19 protein-coding genes are annotated in these 22813 nt (G+C 36.0%); 11 read left to right on the top strand and 8 right to left on the bottom strand.

Annotated features, from left to right (window positions below):
* Window positions 1-415: 415 nt before the first annotated feature.
* A complete protein-coding gene (locus tag NSQ89_RS18525) occupies window positions 416-679 on the top strand; it encodes a SunI/YnzG family protein (protein ID WP_047944418.1) in 264 nt (87 codons plus the stop codon).
* A 587-nt stretch (window positions 680-1266) separates the two neighbouring features.
* Window positions 1267-2292 carry a CdaR family transcriptional regulator gene (locus NSQ89_RS18530; RefSeq protein ID WP_341133013.1) on the top strand — a complete coding sequence of 342 codons (1026 nt, stop codon included), beginning with the start codon at window positions 1267-1269 and terminating at the stop codon, window positions 2290-2292.
* 62 nt (window positions 2293-2354) lie between these two features.
* Here the strand turns inward: NSQ89_RS18530 and NSQ89_RS18535 are convergent, their stop codons facing one another.
* A complete protein-coding gene (locus tag NSQ89_RS18535; RefSeq protein ID WP_341133014.1) occupies window positions 2355-3491 on the bottom strand; it encodes a glycerate kinase family protein in 1137 nt (378 codons plus the stop codon).
* Window positions 3492-3506: 15 nt separating this feature from the next.
* Window positions 3507-4808 (bottom strand): GntP family permease, encoded by a 1302-nt coding sequence (locus NSQ89_RS18540; RefSeq protein ID WP_095259512.1) that lies wholly within the window; start codon window positions 4806-4808, stop codon window positions 3507-3509.
* A 650-nt stretch (window positions 4809-5458) separates the two neighbouring features.
* Between NSQ89_RS18540 and NSQ89_RS18545 the strand changes: the two genes are divergently transcribed.
* The 7 genes from NSQ89_RS18545 (at window position 5459) to NSQ89_RS18575 (ending at window position 12418) form a co-directional block, all read left to right on the top strand.
* The gene (locus tag NSQ89_RS18545; RefSeq protein ID WP_047944423.1) at window positions 5459-5779 is read left to right on the top strand and encodes a Na-translocating system protein MpsC family protein; all 321 of its coding nucleotides are present in this window, start codon (window positions 5459-5461) and stop codon (window positions 5777-5779) included.
* A 206-nt stretch (window positions 5780-5985) separates the two neighbouring features.
* Entirely contained in the window at window positions 5986-7032 is a 1047-nt protein-coding gene (locus tag NSQ89_RS18550) for an ABC transporter substrate-binding protein (RefSeq protein ID WP_172865630.1), read from the top strand.
* 17 nt (window positions 7033-7049) lie between these two features.
* Window positions 7050-7997 carry a nucleoside hydrolase gene (locus NSQ89_RS18555; RefSeq protein WP_341133015.1) on the top strand — a complete coding sequence of 316 codons (948 nt, stop codon included), beginning with the start codon at window positions 7050-7052 and terminating at the stop codon, window positions 7995-7997.
* A gap of 4 nt (window positions 7998-8001) precedes the next feature.
* On the top strand, window positions 8002-8823 hold the full coding sequence (locus NSQ89_RS18560) for an ABC transporter permease (protein ID WP_061798090.1): 822 nt from the start codon (window positions 8002-8004) through the stop codon (window positions 8821-8823).
* A gap of 6 nt (window positions 8824-8829) precedes the next feature.
* Entirely contained in the window at window positions 8830-9618 is a 789-nt protein-coding gene (locus tag NSQ89_RS18565; RefSeq protein ID WP_047944426.1) for an ABC transporter permease, read from the top strand.
* A 12-nt stretch (window positions 9619-9630) separates the two neighbouring features.
* Window positions 9631-10689: an ABC transporter ATP-binding protein gene (locus NSQ89_RS18570; protein ID WP_095322740.1), complete on the top strand. Its 1059-nt coding sequence runs from the start codon at window positions 9631-9633 to the stop codon at window positions 10687-10689.
* Between the two features lie 13 nt (window positions 10690-10702).
* Window positions 10703-12418 carry an adenine deaminase C-terminal domain-containing protein gene (locus tag NSQ89_RS18575; RefSeq protein ID WP_251688145.1) on the top strand — a complete coding sequence of 572 codons (1716 nt, stop codon included), beginning with the start codon at window positions 10703-10705 and terminating at the stop codon, window positions 12416-12418.
* A gap of 157 nt (window positions 12419-12575) precedes the next feature.
* On the opposite strand, the gene NSQ89_RS18580 is transcribed toward NSQ89_RS18575, so the two are convergent.
* Window positions 12576-13049 carry a hypothetical protein gene (locus NSQ89_RS18580; protein WP_047944429.1) on the bottom strand — a complete coding sequence of 158 codons (474 nt, stop codon included), beginning with the start codon at window positions 13047-13049 and terminating at the stop codon, window positions 12576-12578.
* A 352-nt stretch (window positions 13050-13401) separates the two neighbouring features.
* Between NSQ89_RS18580 and NSQ89_RS18585 the strand changes: the two genes are divergently transcribed.
* Window positions 13402-14040, top strand: a complete 639-nt coding sequence (locus NSQ89_RS18585) for a hypothetical protein (RefSeq protein ID WP_251688143.1) — start codon at window positions 13402-13404, stop codon at window positions 14038-14040.
* 19 nt (window positions 14041-14059) lie between these two features.
* A complete protein-coding gene (locus tag NSQ89_RS18590) occupies window positions 14060-14926 on the top strand; it encodes a metal-dependent hydrolase (RefSeq protein ID WP_341133016.1) in 867 nt (288 codons plus the stop codon).
* A gap of 113 nt (window positions 14927-15039) precedes the next feature.
* On the opposite strand, the gene NSQ89_RS18595 is transcribed toward NSQ89_RS18590, so the two are convergent.
* From NSQ89_RS18595 to NSQ89_RS18615, 5 genes are all read right to left on the bottom strand, one after another.
* The gene (locus NSQ89_RS18595) at window positions 15040-17628 is read right to left on the bottom strand and encodes a LamG-like jellyroll fold domain-containing protein (RefSeq protein WP_341133017.1); all 2589 of its coding nucleotides are present in this window, start codon (window positions 17626-17628) and stop codon (window positions 15040-15042) included.
* 55 nt (window positions 17629-17683) lie between these two features.
* Entirely contained in the window at window positions 17684-19438 is a 1755-nt protein-coding gene (locus NSQ89_RS18600; RefSeq protein ID WP_251688137.1) for a glycoside hydrolase family 35 protein, read from the bottom strand.
* Window positions 19439-19840: 402 nt separating this feature from the next.
* Complete coding sequence (locus NSQ89_RS18605) at window positions 19841-21103, bottom strand: glycoside hydrolase family 27 protein (RefSeq protein WP_251688135.1); 1263 nt, start codon at window positions 21101-21103, stop codon at window positions 19841-19843.
* A gap of 148 nt (window positions 21104-21251) precedes the next feature.
* Window positions 21252-21929, bottom strand: a complete 678-nt coding sequence (locus NSQ89_RS18610) for a hypothetical protein (RefSeq protein ID WP_251688133.1) — start codon at window positions 21927-21929, stop codon at window positions 21252-21254.
* Between the two features lie 14 nt (window positions 21930-21943).
* Window positions 21944-22813, bottom strand: coding sequence for a carbohydrate ABC transporter permease (locus NSQ89_RS18615; protein WP_251688131.1), 870 nt, complete (start codon window positions 22811-22813; stop codon window positions 21944-21946).

Raw genomic sequence — 22813 nt, forward strand, 5'->3', positions numbered from 1 at the left:
TCTTATAAAGTCTCAAACAAAAGCTTCCTCCTGAAATCCTTATCATCTTAATAACGGCAGTCATCTAGAATCCATCCTCTTTTTTCTTAGTATATATTGGAAAAAACCTAATATTTCTCTATGATACCATTTCAAGTGATTCAACTAAACATAAATGAAGAAAGGAATTCACACAAAGCGCAAGTAATCAAAACACAACAACCTGCTAAGAAAAAACACCGGAGTATCATCAGAACTTTCATTTCTATTCCACCATTTCCGTTTCTTTTTCATGCTCACCCCAAGTTATACAGAGCAATAAAACTTTGTGTTAAGACCAGTCAGTATGCTTGCTCATACTCTTTTAGAGAGTTACTTATCCCATGAAACTTTTCCCCATCATCTCCGTAAACATAGTTAAAAGGAGTGAATGGGAATGTTGGAAGTCAAAGTAACAAAGAACAATAACAAGTTACAAATAAAATGGCAGCTAAGTACCATTGAAATACTCTTATCAGATATAACAGCAGTAACAAATGATGAAACATATGCCGGGAAAGAAATAAGCGGAATACGAATTGGTCTCCCTTATGGAAACACTGACAGGATCATCATACATACCAAAACAGATAATTATATTATTTTTACAAGTATCGGAAATTTGAAGGATAAGATTTTGGATTTTATGAAGGGAAGTTAAATTTCTTTACCACCACAATATTGGCTGATTTGTGGTGTTTATTCCTATTTGAACACGCTATCATTTAATGATATAGTTTATTTTATTAATAAGACTATACAATAAATATTAAGGATTGAATCTAACTATGCTTTTGATTAACGAACTTCCTATTGAGGTAACCAAGATTTATCCGTCAAGCAGCTTTAAGGGACTGGAAATTTTATTCCGCATAGAAAATCATGATTATCACTTTCTAATTGGAAATTCTACTGAACCTTTTCCCTTGAATGTAAAACACATATTCAAAGAAAAGGATGTCTGCCCGTTTTGCCAAAAGAATATTTATGCCGCTCCATTAGGCCAGCAGATTTGTTTAGAGTTTCAGAAAAATTTACCCGTTCTTTTAAAGTATTTTCAAAAAAAGTATCCAGATATTTTTTAGAGTACTGAATTGTTTTGGTTTTCTCTCTACTTTTAATTTCCATTAAATGAAGTGCTTTCGACTATTCCTTTGCAATATAAAAAATCAAATATCTAATTCTCATATATACTATATAATAGCAAGTATTTTTCTTTCTTATTTAAAAGGTGGTGAGCCAGTTAAAATGTATGAATTAACACCCAAACAGGCACAAAAAATTGTAAATAAAATGATGAAGGATATTCCATATAATATTAATATTATGGATAAAACAGGCATTATCATTGGCAGTGGCAATAAAGAAAGAATCGGCACGCTCCATCATGGTGCAGTTGCTGCCATCAAACAAAAAAGAATAGTTCCTATTGAAAGGGATGAAGAATTTGTCAAGAAAGGAATTAATCTGCCTATTGAATGGAATAAGTCTATATTAGGAGTAGTTGGTATTAGCGGGGAGATAAAGGAAACCAGCCCTTTTGGAAAACTAGTGAAGTCAACCGTTCTGCTATTAATTGAACAGAGCATTGCTTCGGAAAAAGAAAATAGGAGAAAGAATGTAAAACAGGAATTTTTCAACTTATTAATAGACTCAAATACTATTTATACAAAGGATTTAATAGACCAGGCATCCTCCTATAATGTTCAGCTAAATAAACCAAGTCAACTAGTCTATATCGAATTTCAGAAAAACGTTGATGAGACTATAGTCAAAGATTTTCCTTTCTTTCAGCCCTATCAAACTACACTATGTGTGGTTGTGCAAGAGCCAAACAACATGGAAGAGCTGCTAGAGAATCTAGCTAAATATCAAGATATCTTTATTTCCGTTAGCAAAATAAATGATAAAATCGCGGATGGTTTTCTTCAGACAAAATTGGCATTAAAAGTACTAAAAGGGTTGTTTCTTCATCAGAAAATCATATTTTATGCTGATTGTGAGTTTATTGCCGATTTATCTTATTCTTTGCAAAAAATAAAAAAAACAGCCCTTCAGTCAGACTTGCTGGAAACAAATGATGAACTTATCAAGACACTCCAGGCTTACCTTAACTGCAATATGAATATGAATGAAACAGCCAGCCAGCTGATTGTACATAGAAATACATTAAATTATCGATTGAATCGTATTCATAAAATTACAGGGAAAGATCCTAAAAATATATTGGATCTTGTAGAACTAATCTTTATGTTAATTAATCGTATCAAGTGAAGAAGCTGCTCCTAAGTCAAAGGAACAGCTTCAGCTATATACTCGTATGAAATCAAGCAATGCTATTTTAATAGTCTTGCAATACTCTCTGCCGTTCTTGCAAGATTTTCTTTTCCTTGAGCCAGCAAAGTGTCAATCGAAGCTGCTCCAGGGACAATCCCAAAAATGGCATCAAAACCTTCTTCGTACAAAACTTCCACATCCTGACCAATACACCCTGCCAGTGCGATTACTTTAATGTCACGGTTCACACTTTTAGCTGCTTGTGAAACTCCATATGGGGCTTTGCCAAACTTTGTTTGAAAATCAATGCCGCCTTCTCCTGTAAAACAATAATCTACTGCTTTTAACTTTTCCTTTAAATTGGTATATTCGATTACGATATCTATTCCTTTCTTCATCGTTGAATGAGTGAAAGCAAGTAAACCTGCCCCTAGGCCACCTGCAGCACCTGCACCAGCTGTATCTACTATATCGATTCCAAGATACTCTTTCACCTTGTTAGCGTAGTGACGTAGGTTTCTATCTAAAATTTGGATCATCTCTGGAGTAGCACCCTTTTGGGGACCAAAGACAACCGATGCTCCATTTTCTCCACACAATGGGTTTGTGACATCCGATGCAACCAATATATGCACATTTTTCAACTGTGGGATAACATGAGAACAATCAATTGTATTAAGTTCATTTAAATAACCGCCGCCAAACAACAATTCATTTCCATCTTTATCTAAAAATTTATAGCCAAGCGCAGCGGCCATACCCGTTCCGCCATCATTTGTTGCGCTCCCGCCAATTCCCAATATAATATCTGTAATGCCTTGCTCTATACATTCCCTTATTAATTCCCCTGTTCCAAAAGTTGTGGTAATAAGGGGATTTTTTGTTTCTTTGTTAACATGATGGATTCCGCTTGCAGATGCCATTTCAATGACAGCAGTCTTACCGTCTCCTAAAATACCATACTGTGCTAAAACTGGTGTATGAAGGGGTCCTGTAACTTCCTTTGTAACTAGTGTACCGCCTGTAGCGTCTACTAGTGATTGAACCGTCCCCTCTCCGCCATCTGCCATTGGAACATGGATACATTCTGCATCAGGGATTGCTCTTTTTATCCCTGCTTCCATAGCAACACATACTTCTTTTGCTGTCATACTTTCTTTAAATGAATCAGGAGCTAATAAAAATGTTTTCCCCATTGCTTCCACCTCTTTTTATAAAATAAATCCATATAGGATAATTGCTACAATAGTCATGCTTAAGCCAACAATACTTTCATAACCTGCCACTTTCATTCTGTCTGCCATACTCATATTCATAGCGTTGCGAGTAACATGAAAATAAGTTCCATGTGGTAAGTGGTCAATCACCGTAGCGCCAGTATGTGTCATCACTGCTGCAGCTATAGGTGCGACGCCAGTATTCAAGATTGCTTCTGAGAATGAACCAGTTGCCAAAATAACCCCTGTTGAAGTAGATGCTGTAGCGGCTGCCATTAAAGTTCCTGCAATTGGAGCAAGGAATGTGCCAGAAATGCCAGATGATTCTACTAAGGCAACTACTTGTGAAGGCAAGTCTGAAGCAGTAATCAATCCACCAATAGCACCTGCACCAATAATAATTAAAATGGTTGGTGTCATTCTATTTAAGCCAGCTGTACAATAATCCAGCAGCTTTTCTTTTTTCCCTAACGCCAGCGTACCGACAACTGCCGCAAAAGGCAAAATAAACAAGGAGTCAATGTTCAATTTTGTAAGTACATCTATTCCAAGCAATGCTCCTATTGGACTAATCATCAATAGAACAATAGCAATAATTGGAGTTATTAAAGCTTTAGATAAAGCCGGTAAATTGGAGACGTTTGCATTTTCTAGTTCTTCCGCCTCCTGATCTGTCACTTTCGTTCCTTTATACTTAATTAGCGATGCAAGGAATACTGTGACAATTACACCAAAAATAGCTGGAATAAGTCCCCCTATCATTACCTGGTTAACGTGAAGCTCAAATCCGCCTGCTGCAGCAATTGTATTAGGATTAGGAGATATAATATTTCCTGCTTTTCCCCCTCCGGATAAGGCAACTAAGACAGCAATCTTAGAATAACCCATTTTGTTTGCCACAGACAGAGCAATTGGTGCGACAATTAATACCGCTACGGGAATGAATACTCCTACCGCTGTAATAATCATCGTAGCTAATGCTAAAGATAGCATAGCCTTTGTCCCACCGAGTTTATCAACAATAAACTTGGCAATTGTTTCTGCTGCCCCAGATTCCATCATGACACCTGCAAAAACCCCTGCAGCAATAATACGGATAACTGTTCCTTGAACACTTTGAGTCCCTGACACTAAAATCGTAATTGTCTCTGAAAAATTAGCACCACCAATAAATGCTCCAACAATCGCCCCTAAAATAAGGGAATAAGTTGGGGCTAACTTAAACAAAATTAAAATAATTGCCAGCGCCAAACCACATAAAGCTCCAATCCAACTAATCTCTAACCCAGCTGCCATAAATAATCCTCCTAATCTATTAATCTTGACAATAACGGTCTATTACATTCGAATCTTCCAAAAATCATCCTTTGTTCTGCCCTTGTTTGGTAATATTACTAAAATTGGTGTATACCCCTTATAAACCATTTGCAAATAGAACCATTTGAATACGGTTTCATTCTATTTCATTGTAAGCCCTTTAACAATTGATAAACCAACCAAATTTCCTTGTTCATTTGCACAAAAACTTAGTTAGGAATATATAAACAGTTTCTTTATCACCGTTATAAAAAGAAGAATTTTCTTCATGCAACATTACAATCTATCATGACTACTCTCTCGCTTACACTAAAATAATGTAAAAAAATCTTCCCTCCTACTAGAAAAAGAAAAGAGAATATACTAAAGTTAGGAATATATAAAATTTTATCAATATTAAAATTAATTTCCCTTTAGCTGTTCCTGCAAAGATACTCTATAGAGAAACTGTAGAACACATTTCACAAATCTCTCCATAGTTCGTTTTTTACCATATTATCCCCTCCAGAAACGACAAAATTATATTTTTTTCGCCAAAATCCGCACATTCTATTGAATTATTTAAAAATGATATGTATAATAACCAATATCAATAGTTTGGCAGGTGATTTATCATCGATGCAAATGAAATGAAGAGATTTCTATCTCAGGTATACAATAAGATTTCAAAGGATTTGTTTGGTGCTGGAACGACATTATTGAAGGTAACGATTGATCAGAATGTGATTACACTTCAAGCGAAGCATCCACGTGCCCCCCGCTCTGCTGCTCTCGAAGGAGAAGTACCGAGCCTTAAACAAGAGGTTGACTTTCATCTGTCCTTACTTTTTAAGAAAAAGCTAAAAGAACAACTAGAAGAAACGACAAATTGGAATATTGAAGCGATTCTTAGGGATTATGATTCTTTCACACAGCTTGCTTTTACAAACATTGTATTAACTAAACATTAATCTTGGATTTCTTCTTGGATTTATCTAAGCAGAACGCCACTATATACAAAAGATAAGTTTAATCTTTGTTTACAAAGAAAAGACAATCTTAAGTAGAAGGATAATTCTATTTAAGCTTGTCTTTTTTTATTATTTAATAGCTTGCGAGAAAGATCGTTTCTTAAAGCCTAAAAAAACAAAATCATTCGGAGGGTTCTAAAATGAAAATGAAAAAATTAGTTAGTGCAGTAGCCGCATCATCCTTTTTATTATTAGCAGCATGCAGTTCCGATGGCGCATCAGACAGCAAAGAAAAAAAAGAAAAGCTAGTTGTTTCCACTTGGGGATTTAATGAAGATTTCTTCCGCAGTGAAATTTATGCACCATTCGAAAAAGAGAACAATGTAGAAATCGTCTTAGATACAGGTAATAATGCAGACCGCTTAAATAAAGTGAGACAAGGAAATTCAGATGTTGACGTCATCTTTTTATCCGACTATTACGCCCAGCAAGGAATTGAAGATAATGTTTTTGAAACGATTGATCGCAGCAAGCTGACTAATCTAGACAATATTTATGAAACGGCTAAAGCTCCACTTGGTGAAGAGTACGGACCTGCCTATACCATAGCGCAATTTGGAATTGCTTATAATCCAGATGAAGTAGCAAAACCCGTTACTTCTTGGAAAGACCTATGGAGTGCAGATTTAAAGGGAAAAATTACGATCCCTAGCATTACCTCTACAACAGGGCCAATGATGGTAGACGTGGCTTCTTTAGTTAGCGGTGAACAAACTTTTAGCGAAGATAAAGCCTTTGAACAATTAAAATCCTTAATGCCAAGCGTTGTAAAAGAATATGGTCAAACTTCTGAATATGTAAATATGTTTGCTCAAGGAGAAATTGCCGCTGGGCCAATCATGGAAATGTACTTTGCTGATTTAAAAGAAGCAGTCCCTAATGCTGAATTTGTTACACCTGCTGAAGGTGGATATGCCGTTATGAATACAGTAAACATCGTAAAAGGTTCAGACCAAAAAGAACTATCAGAAAAATTCATCAACTATATTTTAGGAAAAGAAGCACAAGAAAAATCAGCTAAAAATAAAGTAGATTCACCGGTTAATACGCAAGTCGAATTAACAGAAGAAGAAGCACAAGGGTTAACATATGGCGAAGAGGTAATCACCAGCTTGCACACATTAGATATGAAATTTATCAACGATAACTTAAAGGGCTGGATTGATCGCTGGAACCGCGAGCTAGTTCAATAATAGAAAAGAGGGTCATCATGAAAGAGAAGCTGATATTGGATGTAGACACTGGCATTGATGATGCAATTGGTATTCTACTAGCTGTAAAAAGCAAATCATTTGATATTCTAGGGATTACAACTGTTAATGGAAATGTCTCCCTGGATCAAGCAACAACAAACACATGCAAAATACTAGATTTAGTAAAAGCAAATCATATTCCAGTAATAAAAGGAGCTGCCACTCCCCTCGTACGAGCACCATTCTTCGAACATCTCATACATGGAGAAGATGGTTTAGGCGGAGCACTAAAGGAGACAGCTGTCACTCATCCAGTGAGTGATGGCTTCGCTCCTGACTTTTTAATCAATTCCATTTTAAGCTTTTCGGGCGAAGTAACATTAGTGTTTACTGGCCCCTTAACCAATTTAGCTTTAGCCGTTAAAAAATGTCCGCAAATCACGAATCACGTGAAAGAAGTTATTTTTATGGGCGGGGTTGTAAAGGGACCAGGTAATGTAACGCCAACTGCTGAATTTAACAGCTATGTTGATCCCGAAGCTGTAAAAATTGTTTTACATGCAGGCTTTCCTGCTATCACGCAAGTCGGATTAGATGTAACAAGAAAAGCATTATTAACGAAAGATCATCTTCAGTTAATAACGGATAAATCTTTACAAGATTATATTGCTCAAAGTACAAATGACTATCAACAAAAATATTTTAACCGGTACGGAGTCCATGCTTGCGCTATGCACGACCCGCTCGCTGTAGGAATTGCCCTCAACAAAGGCCTAGTACAAACAGAAAAGTATTTTGTCGATGTTGAAACAAGAAGTGAATTATGTGATGGTCAGCTCGTCTGTGATTTTCAAAATCGTCTACAAAGAGAAGCGAATTTGCATATTTCCCTACAAGTAGATGCTGATGCCTTCTTCCAGATGTTTATTGATATTTTGAATGGTCACTTTGAGGAAAGGGAGTGACGTCTTGAAGAAACGATATTTATATTTACTTTTACTGCCAGGAGTATTATTTTTAACGATATTTTTAGTAATACCTATTCTTTCAATGATGGGGACAACCTTTAATGAGGGAGGATCCTTTAGTTTGCAAGGATATATCGACTTTTTTAAGGATAAATACTTTATCGATATCCTTCTTACTACTTTACGCGTTAGTTTACTCACAACTTTTATTTGTATTTTAATTGGCTTTCCAGTTTCCTATTATATTGCGAAGCTTCCTAGCAAAAGAAAGGCGGTTCTCCTGTTATTCACGATTTTTCCATTGCTGACAAGTCCTGTTGTTCGTTCCTTTAGCTGGATGATTATTATTGGGAAAAATGGTGTGTTAAATAAAACGTTATTGAGTCTAGGGCTTATCCAAGAACCTTTAAATATTTTATATACGCCTAATGCAATTATTATCGGTTTAGTTCACCTTTTTCTTCCATTAATTATCGTAACGCTTGTTGGTGTAATGGAGAATATCGACAGTGATTTACTGCGTGCAGCAGAAAGTCTTGGTGCTTCCAAAATGGCATCCTTTATGAAAATCATTGTGCCATTATGTGTTCCCGGTCTTGTAATTGGAAGTATTTTAGTATTTGTGGGCAGCTTTACCGCATATACTACGCCTGCTTTGCTCGGTGGAAAACAACGGGTTATCTCCACTTTTCTTTATCAAAATGCAATTACCTTAAATGACTGGAAACTTGCCTCTATTGTGGCAACTATAATGATTATTTGTACCTTTATCATTATTACGATCATGAATGGTGTTGCGAAAAAACTAAATCCAAAGGGGTAAACGTGTATGCAGGAAAAACATAGAGGATTGGCCCTGTTTACGATCCTTGTTTTTATTTTTTTACTTGGGCCGCTTGTAATAATATCGATTACCTCTTTTGAGAGTGGAAGTATTCTGAAATTCCCTCCAGAAGAGTTTTCCCTTAGATGGTATGAGAATATTTTTAAAGTGGAAATGTTTTTAAGCACCTTTAAAACATCCATTATTGTATCCATAGCAGGAAACATTTTAGCATTACTACTTGGTGTACCAGCAGCCTATGCGCTTAGCCGCTTTAACTTTGCTGGCAAAGGGATCATTAATGCTATCTTCGTTTCTCCGATTCTTATTCCAGGAATCGTTCTAGGTTTCTCTTTTTTGCGTTATATTGTTGTGACCTATAACCTTCCTATTTATTTATCCTTATTTATCGGTCATACAGTCATCATGCTGCCATTTATTATTCGCGTCATTTCTTCTAGTCTGGCAAACTTTGATTTTTCCATAGAAGAAGCGGCACTTAGTCTTGGTGCGAATCGAATTGGTACATTCTTTCGTGTCGTATTGCCGAACATTAAATCTGGCATTATCGCGGCTGTCATGATTGCCTTTTTAGAGTCCTTCAACAATGTGGATATTTCGGTTTATATGACTGGACCCGGTGTCAGTACGTTCCCTATTCAAATGCTGCTTTATGTAGAGAATTATTTTGATCCTACTGTTGCAGCCATCTCTGTTCTATTAATGTTCTTAACTGCTATCTTTATGTTTGTAGTGGAAAGATTAATGGGATTGTCTTATTTCACGAAAAGATAATGGAGGATAAAAATGGCTTTATTTACTTTAGAAAATGTATCTGTTGCATATGAAAAGAAAAATATATTAGAAGATTTTAATTTAAGTATTGAAAAAGGACAGCTTGTTTCCCTGTTAGGTCCAAGCGGCTGTGGAAAAACAACGACATTGCGCTTAATTGCAGGATTTTTAGAAGCAAGTAAAGGAAAATTTATTTTTGAAGGTAAAGATTATACAAAGGTTCCTGTTAACAAACGAAATTTCGGCTTTGTTTTTCAAAACTATGCGCTCTTTCCTCATCTATCTATTTTTGACAATATTGCATTTGGCTTGCGATTACGAAAAATCAACAAAAAGGAAATCGAGAAACGCGTTTTAAATATGCTGGAGATCGTAAACTTAAGGGGATTTGAACAACGATTTCCCAGCGAGCTATCTGGTGGCCAAAGACAACGTGTGGCAATCGCAAGAGCTTTAGTAATCGAACCTGATATTCTACTATTTGATGAACCACTAAGTAATCTTGATGCAAACCTTAGAGTCAATATGAGAGTAGAGATTCGCAGAATTCAGCAAGAACTAGGAATCACTACTGTTTACGTCTCCCATGACCAAGAAGAATGCTTCTCGATTTCAGATCAAGTTGCCATTATGAATAAAGGAGTCATTGAACAGCTGAGCGACCCAGCGACCATTTATCAATATCCCGAAACAAAGTTCGTTGCTGACTTTATCGGCTTTAAAAACTTCATTCCTTTTGATAAACGAATAGATCATGAGGATCATATCGAGCTTGAAAAAGCTGGATTGATCTTCAAGGTTGATCGACATGCACATATGGAAAATCTCAATAAAAAAGTTGGCGCCATTCGTCCCGATGATTTTATGATGGAGCCAAGCATAGATGCTATCCCAACGAATGGAATGAAGGGAATCATTAAAATTACGACATTCCTTGGCAGAAGCTATCAATATGTGGTAGAAACAGCCCTCGGTGATTTCACGATTAATAAAGAAATGGTTCAGCCATTTAAAAACGGACAAGAAGTAACGGTAATTATTCCACAGAATCAAATGGTACTAGTGGAATAGAGGAGGGTTTTTCGTGCAAGTAGATACACTCGTTTTGAACGGAATTGTGTTTAATAGTTATTTTAAACAATTTAGAAAAGAAAATATCGCGATTAAAGATGGAAAGTTCTTTTATATCGGAAAAAAGGGAAGAGAATTTTTCCAAGCAAAAGAGACGGTTGACGCTGATGGAAAATATATCATTCCAGGCTTAATTGATATTCACTTGCATATTGAAAGTACGATGGTTACACCTGCAACCTTTTCCTATGGATTAATAAAGAATGGAGTAACAACTATCGTTCCAGAACCCCATGAAATGGCCAATGTTTTTGGAATTGCTGGGGTAAAAGAAATGATTAAGGCAAGCAAAAATGAAGTGGTCGATATGTTTTATGGCATTCCGAGCTCTGTTCCCGCTACTGCAATGGAAACGACCGGCGGCGCAATTGAAATAGAGGATATCGAAGAATTGCTGCAGACAGAGTCCATCAAATGCCTAGGCGAAATCATGAATTACTATGATGTTCTCACAAAGCCAGATTGCAAAACCAATCAAATTCTCGACTTTGTTCGCAACAACTATCCTGAACTAATAATTGAAGGCCATGTTCCTAAACTATTAGATGATGAATTACAAGGAATTGCTTTTGCTGGCGTCGGCTCCGACCATACTCACCAGACTGTGGAAGGAATGATGGAAAGAATTGCAATTGGCATGTTTTTAGAAATTCAAGAGAAATCGATGACAAAAGAAGTAATCGACTATCTCAGTGCAAATCCAGTTAAAGAACATTTTTGCTTTGTGACAGATGATGTAATGGCAGATTCTTTTCAAAGAAGAGGCCATTTAAATGTCTTGCTGAAGAAAGCTATTGCCATGGGGATGTCCATGGAGGATGCCATTTATGCTTGCACCTATACTCCTGCACAGCGGATGAGAATGTATGATAGAGGCGTTATCGCCCCAGGAAAAATAGCTGATTTTGTAATGGTGAGTAATGTCGCAGACTTTTCCATTGATGCTGTATATAAAAACGGCCAAAAAGTTTTTGAGCGAGACCTCCCTTATGTGCAGAGAGCGGTCTCCAAACAATTTCCTGCCCCTTTCTATGAAAGTGTAAAGCTTGCTCCCTTAAAGGCAGAGGATTTTGAAGTACCTATCGAAACAGAGAAAAAGAGTGTCACTGTTCGAACGATCCATGTACAAAATGGCTCTACTTTTACAGAAGAAAGACAAGATACACTTGCAGTGGAAGCAGGAAAATTACAATGGATGAATAGCGCTTATTGTTTAGTCAAAACATTTGAACGCTATGGGAAAAATAACAATCAAGCACATGGCTTAATCGGCGGTGATATTTTAAAAAAGGGTGCTGTTGCCACCACCTACTCCCATGATAATCACAACTTATTAGTAGTCGGGAAAAATAAAGCAGATATGCAGCTAGCTGCAAATGAAGTCATCAAAACCCAAGGCGGCATCTGCTGTGTCTATAACGGAAAAATTCTCTCCATGGTGCCACTACCAGTTGGAGGCATTCTATCGGAAGAACCTTTAGAAGTCATAGCATCACAAGTAGAAGAATTAACAGATACTTTAAAGTCATTAGGTTACGAACATTATAATGTCATCATGTCATTAAGCACCCTGTCCCTGCCAGTAAGCCCAGCCCTAAAAATAACAGACCACGGCTTAATTGCAGTAAACGAAGGCAAAGTTGTTTCCTTTGAAGTACTGGGGAGATAGAAGGAGTTTTGGTATAAGAGTGAGTTGGATTTCTATTGCATTTTGGTGAATTTAAATAGATTAGGCTTCTAAAAAAGACCTATAAACCCTTTTTTAGAAGCCTCATTTTACAATTAATAATATTGATATAATAGCATTAATCTCATGAAATTAAAGTTTATACCTCTTGTGATTTTTTATCAAAAAATAAATTTAGATCGGTTTTATCTGTATCTTCTGCTAAGGCATTATGTATACTATTCTGTAATAATTGCATCTTTTGTTTTTCAAAGAAAGGAACACTAATAACATTGGTTGTCCCTGATTTTTCAATTGTAAGTATAGTTTGTACACCATTCCCAGCAATCCCTATACCTATTAGGAGTATAATCAATCCAAAAATACTGGAACTTAAAGAACCTAATCCTATAAAAAATATAAATAGTCCTAAAATAATGCGTTTAATATGATATTTTGATGATAATATAGCCCCAGAAATATTTTTTAATGGAATGCTTTGTTGATCTTTTCCTGCTGGAATAAATCCTAATATTGTGTTTGATAGATTTGTTTTCACAAACCTACTATCAACTTCGACTTTTCCCTTAATCCAAAAGAATAATAAATTCATCGAGAATACTACTTCTTTCATTTTCCCATCTCCTCTTATTAATTTCTAACAATAGTACAATATTATCATAAAATGAAATTAAATAGTATTCACTTCGGGGATTATAGTTAATTATACCCATGTAATTAGACTTATTATTTTAAATAAATTGAATGGAGGTTACAAAAACATTCGAAATAGCTCCGGAAAGCATGATAATTAACTGGAAAAATCCAGTGCAACGTCGCATTTTAATGATAGACCATTTTCAACTCATTACTTTAAGTCGTACTTTACTAGTTTCGAACGTCCCTATGTTTCCTACCAAGAACTTGCTATAATGGAAGTAAAGTTAAAGATTACTTAAATTATACATGTATTGGTGATGATTTTTATGAACAGGATATTATGGGCTACTTTTATTTTTGTTGTGTTATTTGCGGGACTGGCAATAGGCAGTTCACTGGAAGTGTTAAATCAAACCACTATCAATGGCATTTTCTCCATCCTTCTTTCTGTTTTTATTATGTTTCTATTAGATAGCTTCTTGCATCTGCTGTCTAATGGTGAAACAAGCTGGAAAAAGAAGCATTATAAAAGTTTGTTAGAATGGGTTGATGATGGAGGAAACGGCGGCAGAAGGCTGGAACAAAATCTTTTGAAAGACATTAAACCGAAGTATAATCTTATAGACAACCTTGAGCTTATCAAACAGGCATTCACTAAAATCGAGAAGGAAAAAAGAGAACTCTTACTAGCTTACTTTAAGGCACAAAGAAACTCAGTTTCCCTTCCTGCCACCATTATGGCCATTTTTTCTACTCTATTCGCTGGTATCTTGTTGTATTTTATTCAACACCCAGAGATATTCCGTATAGAAATTAGCGTAAATGCTGACTTTGCTTTCATTGTACAGCTATTTACTTGGATTTTCTTTTTTATCATTGTGATGTATCATCTTGTCAAAATGAATAAAAGAGCATCCACCAAAAATGAACTATTTATCAAAATATTGGAGAAACTAAAGGACTGATTGTGAGAACGGGGGAAATATGGATACTATTACACATACTTTATTTGGTATAGGAATCTATAAAAGTGTTAATAAAGAAAAAAGGACTAGAAAAGAAAAATATGCCCTGATTGTTACATCAATAGGTGCCAGCCAAATCCCTGATATTGATGTTATCTCCCAGCTCTGGGACACTACAGGGCAGTATCAGATGTGGCATAGAGGCATCACCCATACTATTTTTCTAGCTCCTATATGGGCTTTAATCTTTTACATGATCAATCGTTTCGCTTTTAAAATAAAAGGAATTCAATCATATTATATTGCACTTCTCGCCGTTTTCATCCACAATACTAGTGATGTATTCAACGCATGGGGAACAGGTTATCTCGAACCATTTTCATCTGTTCGTTTAACTTTTGGAACAGTTCCAATTGTTGATTTAGTGATATGGTTTATCTTTTTATTAACCTTTATTGGTTCCAAAGTGTATCCTAAAATAAAGCCACATGTATTATTCCGTATTGGCTGGATTCTAATTGTACTTCATATCGCTATCCAATCTCTTCAAGGTGCTGTTTTATATAAAAACTATCAAAAGGATTATCAGGATGTTGCCCTGTCTGCCAGCTTTATCCCTTGGCATTTTACCATTATCGGAAAAAATGCTGAGACGGTCGATATCATGAATGATTCCCTTCTAACAAAAGCTAATTTTGTGGATAGACTTACTTCAAGCGATGAAGTGGACCTTGATTACCTATTTGCAGAAAATCCTGCAGCTGCAACATTATACAGATGGTCACCATTTGTAGTTGTAGTAGATGACGACAATAGAATCGGCATTTATGATCCGCGCTTTTACCGAAATGAAGAATCTTTTTTGGGAGAGTATTTAGATAAATAATGTTTTCCATTGATAGCTATCAAAATAATACTATTCCAGACCAGAAAAAAGACCAATTGGTGGTATTTCCCATGATTGGTCTTTTGATTCGTAATCCAAACAGTATGTGTTTTCTACTCTTCTTTCGTTACATTTCCCATATCATTACTTGCATATACTTGTACTTCTACTAACCCATTAGCCCAGTTCCCATTACTATTATCATTCACACGCTTTATTGCAGATACAGAAAGACGAACGTACCTAAATTTTCCTTTTAAAGGTGTTGATTTAAATCCTGCCCATGTGTTTTGGGACTCATCCGCTATTTCAACCCAATTCTCATTATTATTAGAACCATACAACTTATATTGATAATACATTTCTGATCCGTTATATAATCGGAATGCAATATCTATTCTAGAAAGGTCATATGCTTCTTCTAAATCGACCGTATAATCAAATGGGGCATTACCCGGACGGTACCAATGAGTATCATCTCCTGAAGTCCTTAAATTAAGGTCATACCCATCATTCGCTAATTCAATTGGTCTTTCTGGATCTTCTTCATTTGAACCATAAGCATTTTTCCCCTGTGAAACTAATGATATTCCCTCTGGCAAACTGATATTTCCATCTTCAGCATTTAGTTTCCAGCCAGTGGCGTATTTCATGGATGCAGTATGATTCTCTCCGTCAATGGTTAATGGCAGCCACACATATCTAGAATCGCCCAATTGCTTCGAATTCCAACGATCTCCCATATATACATATTGTTTTGTTCCATCTTGTTTAGTGATCGTCATAATATTGGTTGATTGACTATAATACGTACTATTGTTCCCAAGTGCAGCATGCTCTAAGATGAGTCCATCGCTTCCTTTTAGCGATGTCCACCCATCGGGATTTGTTATATCGTTTGTATATCCAACCGTTGACTGATTTGGCAGCCACCCAGATTGACCAGATGTCACTAGATAATATCCATCATTCTCCACATGAACGATTGCAGGCGCTTCTCTGCCAACTCCTTCATAGAAGTTATAAGATTCAAAAGCAGAATCCTTACTATCTGATGATGAAAATGGATATGTTGTAAAGTCTACATCATCAAAACGGTCATTTAATCGGTGGATTCTCATCGAATGTCCTTCAGAAGAAATCAAGTATGCGGTATCTCCTTCTTGAAATACAGTGAAATCTCTCGAAACATAACCATATTTCTGTGAATCGTTTTGTTCAGAGACTGGTATTTGCTCCCTATCTCCAGCTTTAAAATATTCTTCATCTGAATACCATCCATTATTACTTCTCCAATTTCTTTCGGTTCCTCCTGGACGCCAATGCCCTTGAAACACATATGGGCCTTCAGGTTTATCAGCTGTTGCCACCATTATTTGACTGGAGGAATAGCCACTTCCATCCTCCCAGTGTCCCCATAATACATATTTCTTTGTTTTTTCGTTATAAAGGAGCTTTGGCCGTTCCACCTTGCTATACTGTAATCCTAATTCAGCACCAGGTACTGTTTCCGAAAATTGGTCCAAGATATTCCCTTCATTTTGCCAATTAACCAAATTTCTTGATGAATATAAACTCACTGCAAAAAAGTTTGCGCTATTGTGTATTTTATTCTCTCCAACCCAATAATAGATTGGTTTACCATCCGGGGCTGTTTGTTGTAAGAAGCCTCCTCCATGTGCCTGAATATGATTTCCTTCTGTATCCAACCATGTATCTCCTACAGGGATTCCGAGTTCCGAATAATCAACTGTTTCTCGAACGTGCGCTGCATATTGAAAAGCTTGCTCTATTTGTGTTTTAGCCATATTTAAGTCTTGAATGGTTATTTGCTCTTGTGCAAGGAGTGCTTCAGCATTTGTTAAAGCTCGAGTTATATTATTCCAAGTGCTTTCCGTAAAGGTTCCCTTCTCTGTATTCTTATATTCGTTATAAATTTCTACAAGGCTTTCTTTTTCACTTGCTAGATAACTCATTGCAATTTCTTCCTCTGTTAGAGCTCTTGAATAAATTTTCACATCATCAATTAATCCTTGAAAGTACTCTCCATTGCCCCAATTCGCTTTTCCTAATTGAATGATTCCTCCAGTCTCCGATAAAATATCTTTTAGCTTATACGTACTCTCCTTCGTATCCTGCTGCACTCCATCTACAAAAATAGTTGTTCTATTTTTGTTCACCACTAAATCAATATGTTTCCAAGAGGTACTGGATGGAGCACTTAGATTATTCCCTGGTCGAGCACCTGTATTATTATATCGTTCCACTGTGACACCACTGGTTTTATCCATTATTCCTAAATAACGCTCCTGTTGATAAGATTGTGTTTTTTCATCGCTGGAGGCATAAAATACCCAACCATTTCCTCCTTCCGGTTTGCTATTATAAGAAATAGTTATTTCGTCTTTACTTTTTAGCAATGGCTTTCCATTTTTCTTTTTGACTTGAAGCCAAAAGGTTTCACTAAGCTTTGCTGCTTTTCCATGTGGGGCATCTACATAGACAGGATTCCCTTGAACTTCAGCCTTTGCCCCTGAACCAACAATCCCATTCACCGGATCATCAAAATGAAAGCTTGCGATCAATGCATCATCAATGGAATTCTCCTTTGCTAATACTTCTTGTCCAATAAAGTACTGAGAAAAAAGTGTAATGAAAGTCAGAGCGGCAATTTTCATGAAATTGTTTGAGTTAATTATCATTGTTCCCTCCTAAAGAACTTTAGTTTTATAAAAAGTCGTTTCCAAACATAATCACTTAGTCTTTACTAAGTTTAGGCAAATCTGTTAATGTAATCGACTCTCCAACCTTACCTTCTGATTCAAAAACAATAATTTCATTAATACCTTGCTTTAAGAGAGGACCTGGAATATAGAGACGCTGCTGCGGTCCTTTTTCCCAAAATCGGCCTATATTGAACCCATTAACGGTTATAAAGCCTTTACCCCATCCTTCTATATCGATAAATGTATCTCCAATAGTCGAAGCATTAAATGTAAACTGATAGAAAGCTGGCTGCCCGGATTGCCAGGGTGCTTCAAAGTCTAATTTGTTCAGATTATCCATGGGTAAAGAATAGATATCCCATTCACTTTGAAAAGCTCCATTGATGATTACCCCATCCCGAATTCCCTTTTCTTGATGATTCATTTTTACGGAATAATTGACTCTCCCCATATTTTCCACTAGAATACCTAATTGATTTTCAGGTTCTGTTAATTCAAATTCTAACTTCCGTCCTATTTCTAAATCATATTGCGTGGCTATATGGTTCTCATTAATAAAAATTTGTGCACGATCCATACATTCAATCAAGCGAAAATCTTCAATTGGACGTGCCTTACCAATTTGACTTTGATAATAAATATATCCAGTCCCTTGATTCAGCTCCTCCATTGTCAGTGGATAGTTATGGTGGAACCTCTTGCTCAATTTATCAAGATTATGGAATAAGGATGTTTTAGCCTGTACCTTTAATTTACCATAAGCAATCTTTTCGATTTCTGTTGAAAAACGTACTTCAGGTATAGTGGTAAATTTCGCAATTACTTCTTGAAATTTACGATACTTCGGTGTAATATCGCCCCATTCTGTTAATACTGCATCATAATCATAACTTGTCACATCTGGCGCCAACTTCTCATAATAATTGGCACCACTTGTAAAGCCAAAGTTTGTCCCCCCATGGAACATATAAATATTTACTGATCCTTCTTCTAAAATATCGGCTAATTCGTGTGCAGATTCCTCTGCATCTGTCGTATGATGAATGACATCTCCCCATGCATCAAACCAACCAATCCAGAATTCCATCACCATTAGTGGTTTTTTTGTGCCATGAAATGCTCTAAGTCGTTTAAAATGTTCCTTCACTTTGGAACCACAGTTAATAGTTGGTAAAGCCGTTTCCGGGATAGAGCCATTTTCTAACATATCTCCCCAAGGTCCATCAGAGGTGACTAACGGAACATTTACGCCATGACTCTTCATCATGTCCGCCATTCTCTCCATATAATTTTTATCATTGGCATATCCACCATATTCATTTTCTACCTGCATCAAAATGATAGGGCCGCCATTTGTAATTTGCAAATCTACAACTTGAGGAAAAAGATGCGCAAAATAACTATTAATTTTCTCCATAAATTTTGGATTCTCAAAGCGGACTTTCACACTTGGATCTTTAATCAGCCAGTAAGGTAATCCCCCAAATTCCCATTCCGCACAAATATATGGAGCTGGACGAAAAATCACATACAAGCCTAAATCACCAGCTAGTTGAATAAATTTACGTACATCCAATCTTTTTTCAAAATCGTATATTCCTTGATGCGGCTCATGTAAATTCCAAGGAACATAAGTTTCAACCGTATTACAGCCCAATGCTTTTAATTTTTCTAAGCGGTCTAACCAGTACTCTGGAACCACCCGAAAATAATGGATGGCACCTGAGATAATTTTGAATGCCTGATTATCTAGATAAAAATCATCCTTTATTTCAAACCTCTTCATTTTATACACCTCTCTATTTAAGTAGTAAAATATTGTATTTGTCCTTTTATACTTCTCTATTTCTTTTTACAAATAGGAGGGAATATCTAAAAACACACAGTGGCCAAGATGCAGGAGATGTTTCTTCATGAATTCTCTGTCAATCAAAAAGTGATTTGATTCTAGTTGAATTTCAATCATCCAGTAAACCGATTTGTGACTGGTGTGGCAGGCATGATAGAGCTGCGGCAATTGCTGCTTGTAGGTTACTTAAAATGGTAGAGTTAATAGGAAATTCAGAAGAACCACCTTAAAAACTATTAACTGTTTTAACAGTGTAAGGCTGTAATTTTACTAGAAATGCAGACTGTTCAGCAGTTTATAGAATTTAAGATGACAATGATATGCAGACATTCCATGTTGCTACTTACTAATTAATATTGCTCCATGAGCATTTACTATTTGTTTTTCCAAGCAAGTATCCTTTTTTCCCCATAAATCTCGCACTACTTTATTCGCTCCAATAAATCTATTAGATAGTTCACTAGGAATCTCAAGGTTAGAGTTACCTACATTAAAGAGGGCAATATATTCATTATGTTCACTTCGCCCTTCCCAAACGATCCAGTTATCATCTCGATAAGCTTGACGACGATATGTCAGCGTTCGATACATATCTAGTACTTCTTCATTTGTAAATAAGCTTAAAGTAAAATCATCAATATCCGGCAATGTTCCACCATACATTAATGGGGATTGGAAAATGGTCCATAAACTCATTAACAAATACTGTTCATCCTTTGTGAACCTTGTCCAGTTATCTCCCCCGCCTCCATCCACAGCCCGAATTCCAATATGACCCAATGGTAACATATCGCAATCTGGCCAATTTCCCAGACGAACATAGGAAACCCACTCAGCTGCTCGATCGAACATTCGATATAACGCATCCCAATGATCCCAAAAATCATCCGTTAACCTCCACATATTGGCATGATCCTGCAAAAATGTTCCATTTTTCAACTGTGCAGGGCCAGGAGATAAAGAAAGAACTATCGGACGTTTAGTTTTATCAATCGCTTTACGAATTGCTGCAATTTCTTTTTTATGGGCATCATCATATAATCTTGAGTAAGCGATATCATCCACTTTAATGAAATCTACACCCCAAGAAGCATAAAGTTCCATGAGAGAATCATAGTATAGTTGCCCTTCCGGTAAATCAACGTTTACCCCATACATATCCGAATTCCAAGGACAAATATTATTCAACGCAATATCTCTAGCTCGTTTATCCGTTCCTTTAATAGCAGTATTTTGATGAACTGCCTGTCTAGGAATTCCCCGCATGATATGAATGCCAAACTTCAATCCTAATTGATGAATATATTCCCCCAAAGCTTTAAAACCTTGTCCATCACTAGAAGAAGGAAAGCGATTCTCTGCCGGAATTAATCTAGAATATTCATCCATATTCAAAGGGAAAAATTGATTATATCTAGTCGATTTGGCAGCTGGCTCTGCCCATTGAATATCTACTACAATATACTCCCATCCAAATGATTTAAGATGCTTGCTCATAAATAAAGCATGCTCTCTCACTTCTTCTTCTCTAACAGACGCACCATAACAATCCCAGCTGTTCCACCCCATCGGTGGAGTATTAGCAAAATGTAAAAATGTCATAAAAATTTTCACCTCAAGTATATCGATAACGTTTACATTAGTATGATAGAAGAAAAAACAACCACTTCCAATATACTCTATGTAAAAAAGACCTTGGATATCCCATTTCCGCAGATAAACAGTACTTCCTTCTTCAGATAATCTTTTTCTAAGCCGCTTCTTCTATTTCTCGATTTACAAAGTCTATTACTGGTTTAAAATTTATCATACATAACAGAATAGCTACTGATGCCCCAAACATCAGTAAATAGATTGGAAATAGTTTCAATAAAATAAAGGTTCCTATCAAAATTAAAAAATTCAGATTACTTCTTATAGACTTTACTATTGCTAATTTAATAGTCAAGATGGCTGTTTCTTTCATGGTCTGCTTCCAGTTCGCCATTACAATTAGGAAGTTAATCGTAAATGTAATAAGAACTAATAAAAAAAGGATGTTTAACCAAAAAAGTACTTGGAGTCTTGGCAGTTGTGCAGTAATAAAGATATTTCCGACCATCATCCATAAAAAAAACATCAATATTAAAGACAGCTTCAAAAGTCTTTTATATCCTATTTTTAAATGAATAAAGAAATTCTTCATAATCTTCGACTCTGTTGTAACATCTTTCAACGTACTAATAACAGCATAGATGGAAGGAATGAGCGTCACCGCTGAAAGATAAAGGATAGGCAAAGTCCCTAGGCGTATATCCAAAATAAAAATTAATACTGCGAATGGTAAGTTCATGAGCAAAAAGAGCATATTCACTTCAAATAACCAAATAATATAGTTAAAGTAACTAGAGTAATGATAGAGTCTGTATAACCACTCGTCTTTTTTCATAGGTGACTCCTTTCTTATTTCGTTCCACTGCTACCTACACCCAATTTCAATTGGAACAAATATTTCTGGCCAAAGAAATACAACAGGATTTGTGGTATTGATAAAAGCAATGATAAACACATAACAAGAGACGTATTAAGTGTACCTGTAGGGTTTGTGGATGCTGATAAATTCGCAGCACCTAAAGCTAAGGTAAATTTACTTGAATCGGAAATATAAATTAATGGGCCCATTACATCTCCCCAAGCATGATTAAAAGTAAAGATGGCAATTGCCGCCAAAGCAGGCATGATGAGAGGTAATACTATTTTCCGATAGATACCAAAATTATTTAATCCGTCCATCTCAGCTGCTTCATAAAGAGAACCAGGAATAGCAGTCATAAATTGCCTTGTAAAGAAAACGTTATATGCTGAAGCAAAAAATTGTGGAATAATTAACGGCCACAACGTATTATATAAACCTAAATTTCTAAAGATAACAAAAACTGGAATCAGTGTTATTTGAGCAGGAAGCATCATTGTTGCTAACAATAATAAAAAGTATTTGTTCTTATGCTTATATTTCATCTGAGCAAATCCGTATGCTACCAATGAACTTGAAAATATCTGCCCGATAATACTTAAAATAACAACAAACATAGTATTTAAGAACCATAACCCAATCGGACGAGATCCTCCAAATATATTAGAAAATAGTTCTGTGAAATTTCTCCAATAAAATTCCTTTGGAAAGAAGGTGAAGTTTTGTATGATGTTTGTCTCCGGAGACGCAAGCGATATCGAAACCATATATAGAAATGGGGCAAATAATATGAAACCAAAGAAACAAAGTACAAGGTACACCACTATTTTCTTTGGTAAATTTAAATGTCTATCTAACAT

This window comes from Niallia sp. FSL R7-0648 (genome assembly GCF_038007005.1).
GTDB lineage: Bacteria > Bacillota > Bacilli > Bacillales > Cytobacillaceae > Niallia > Niallia circulans.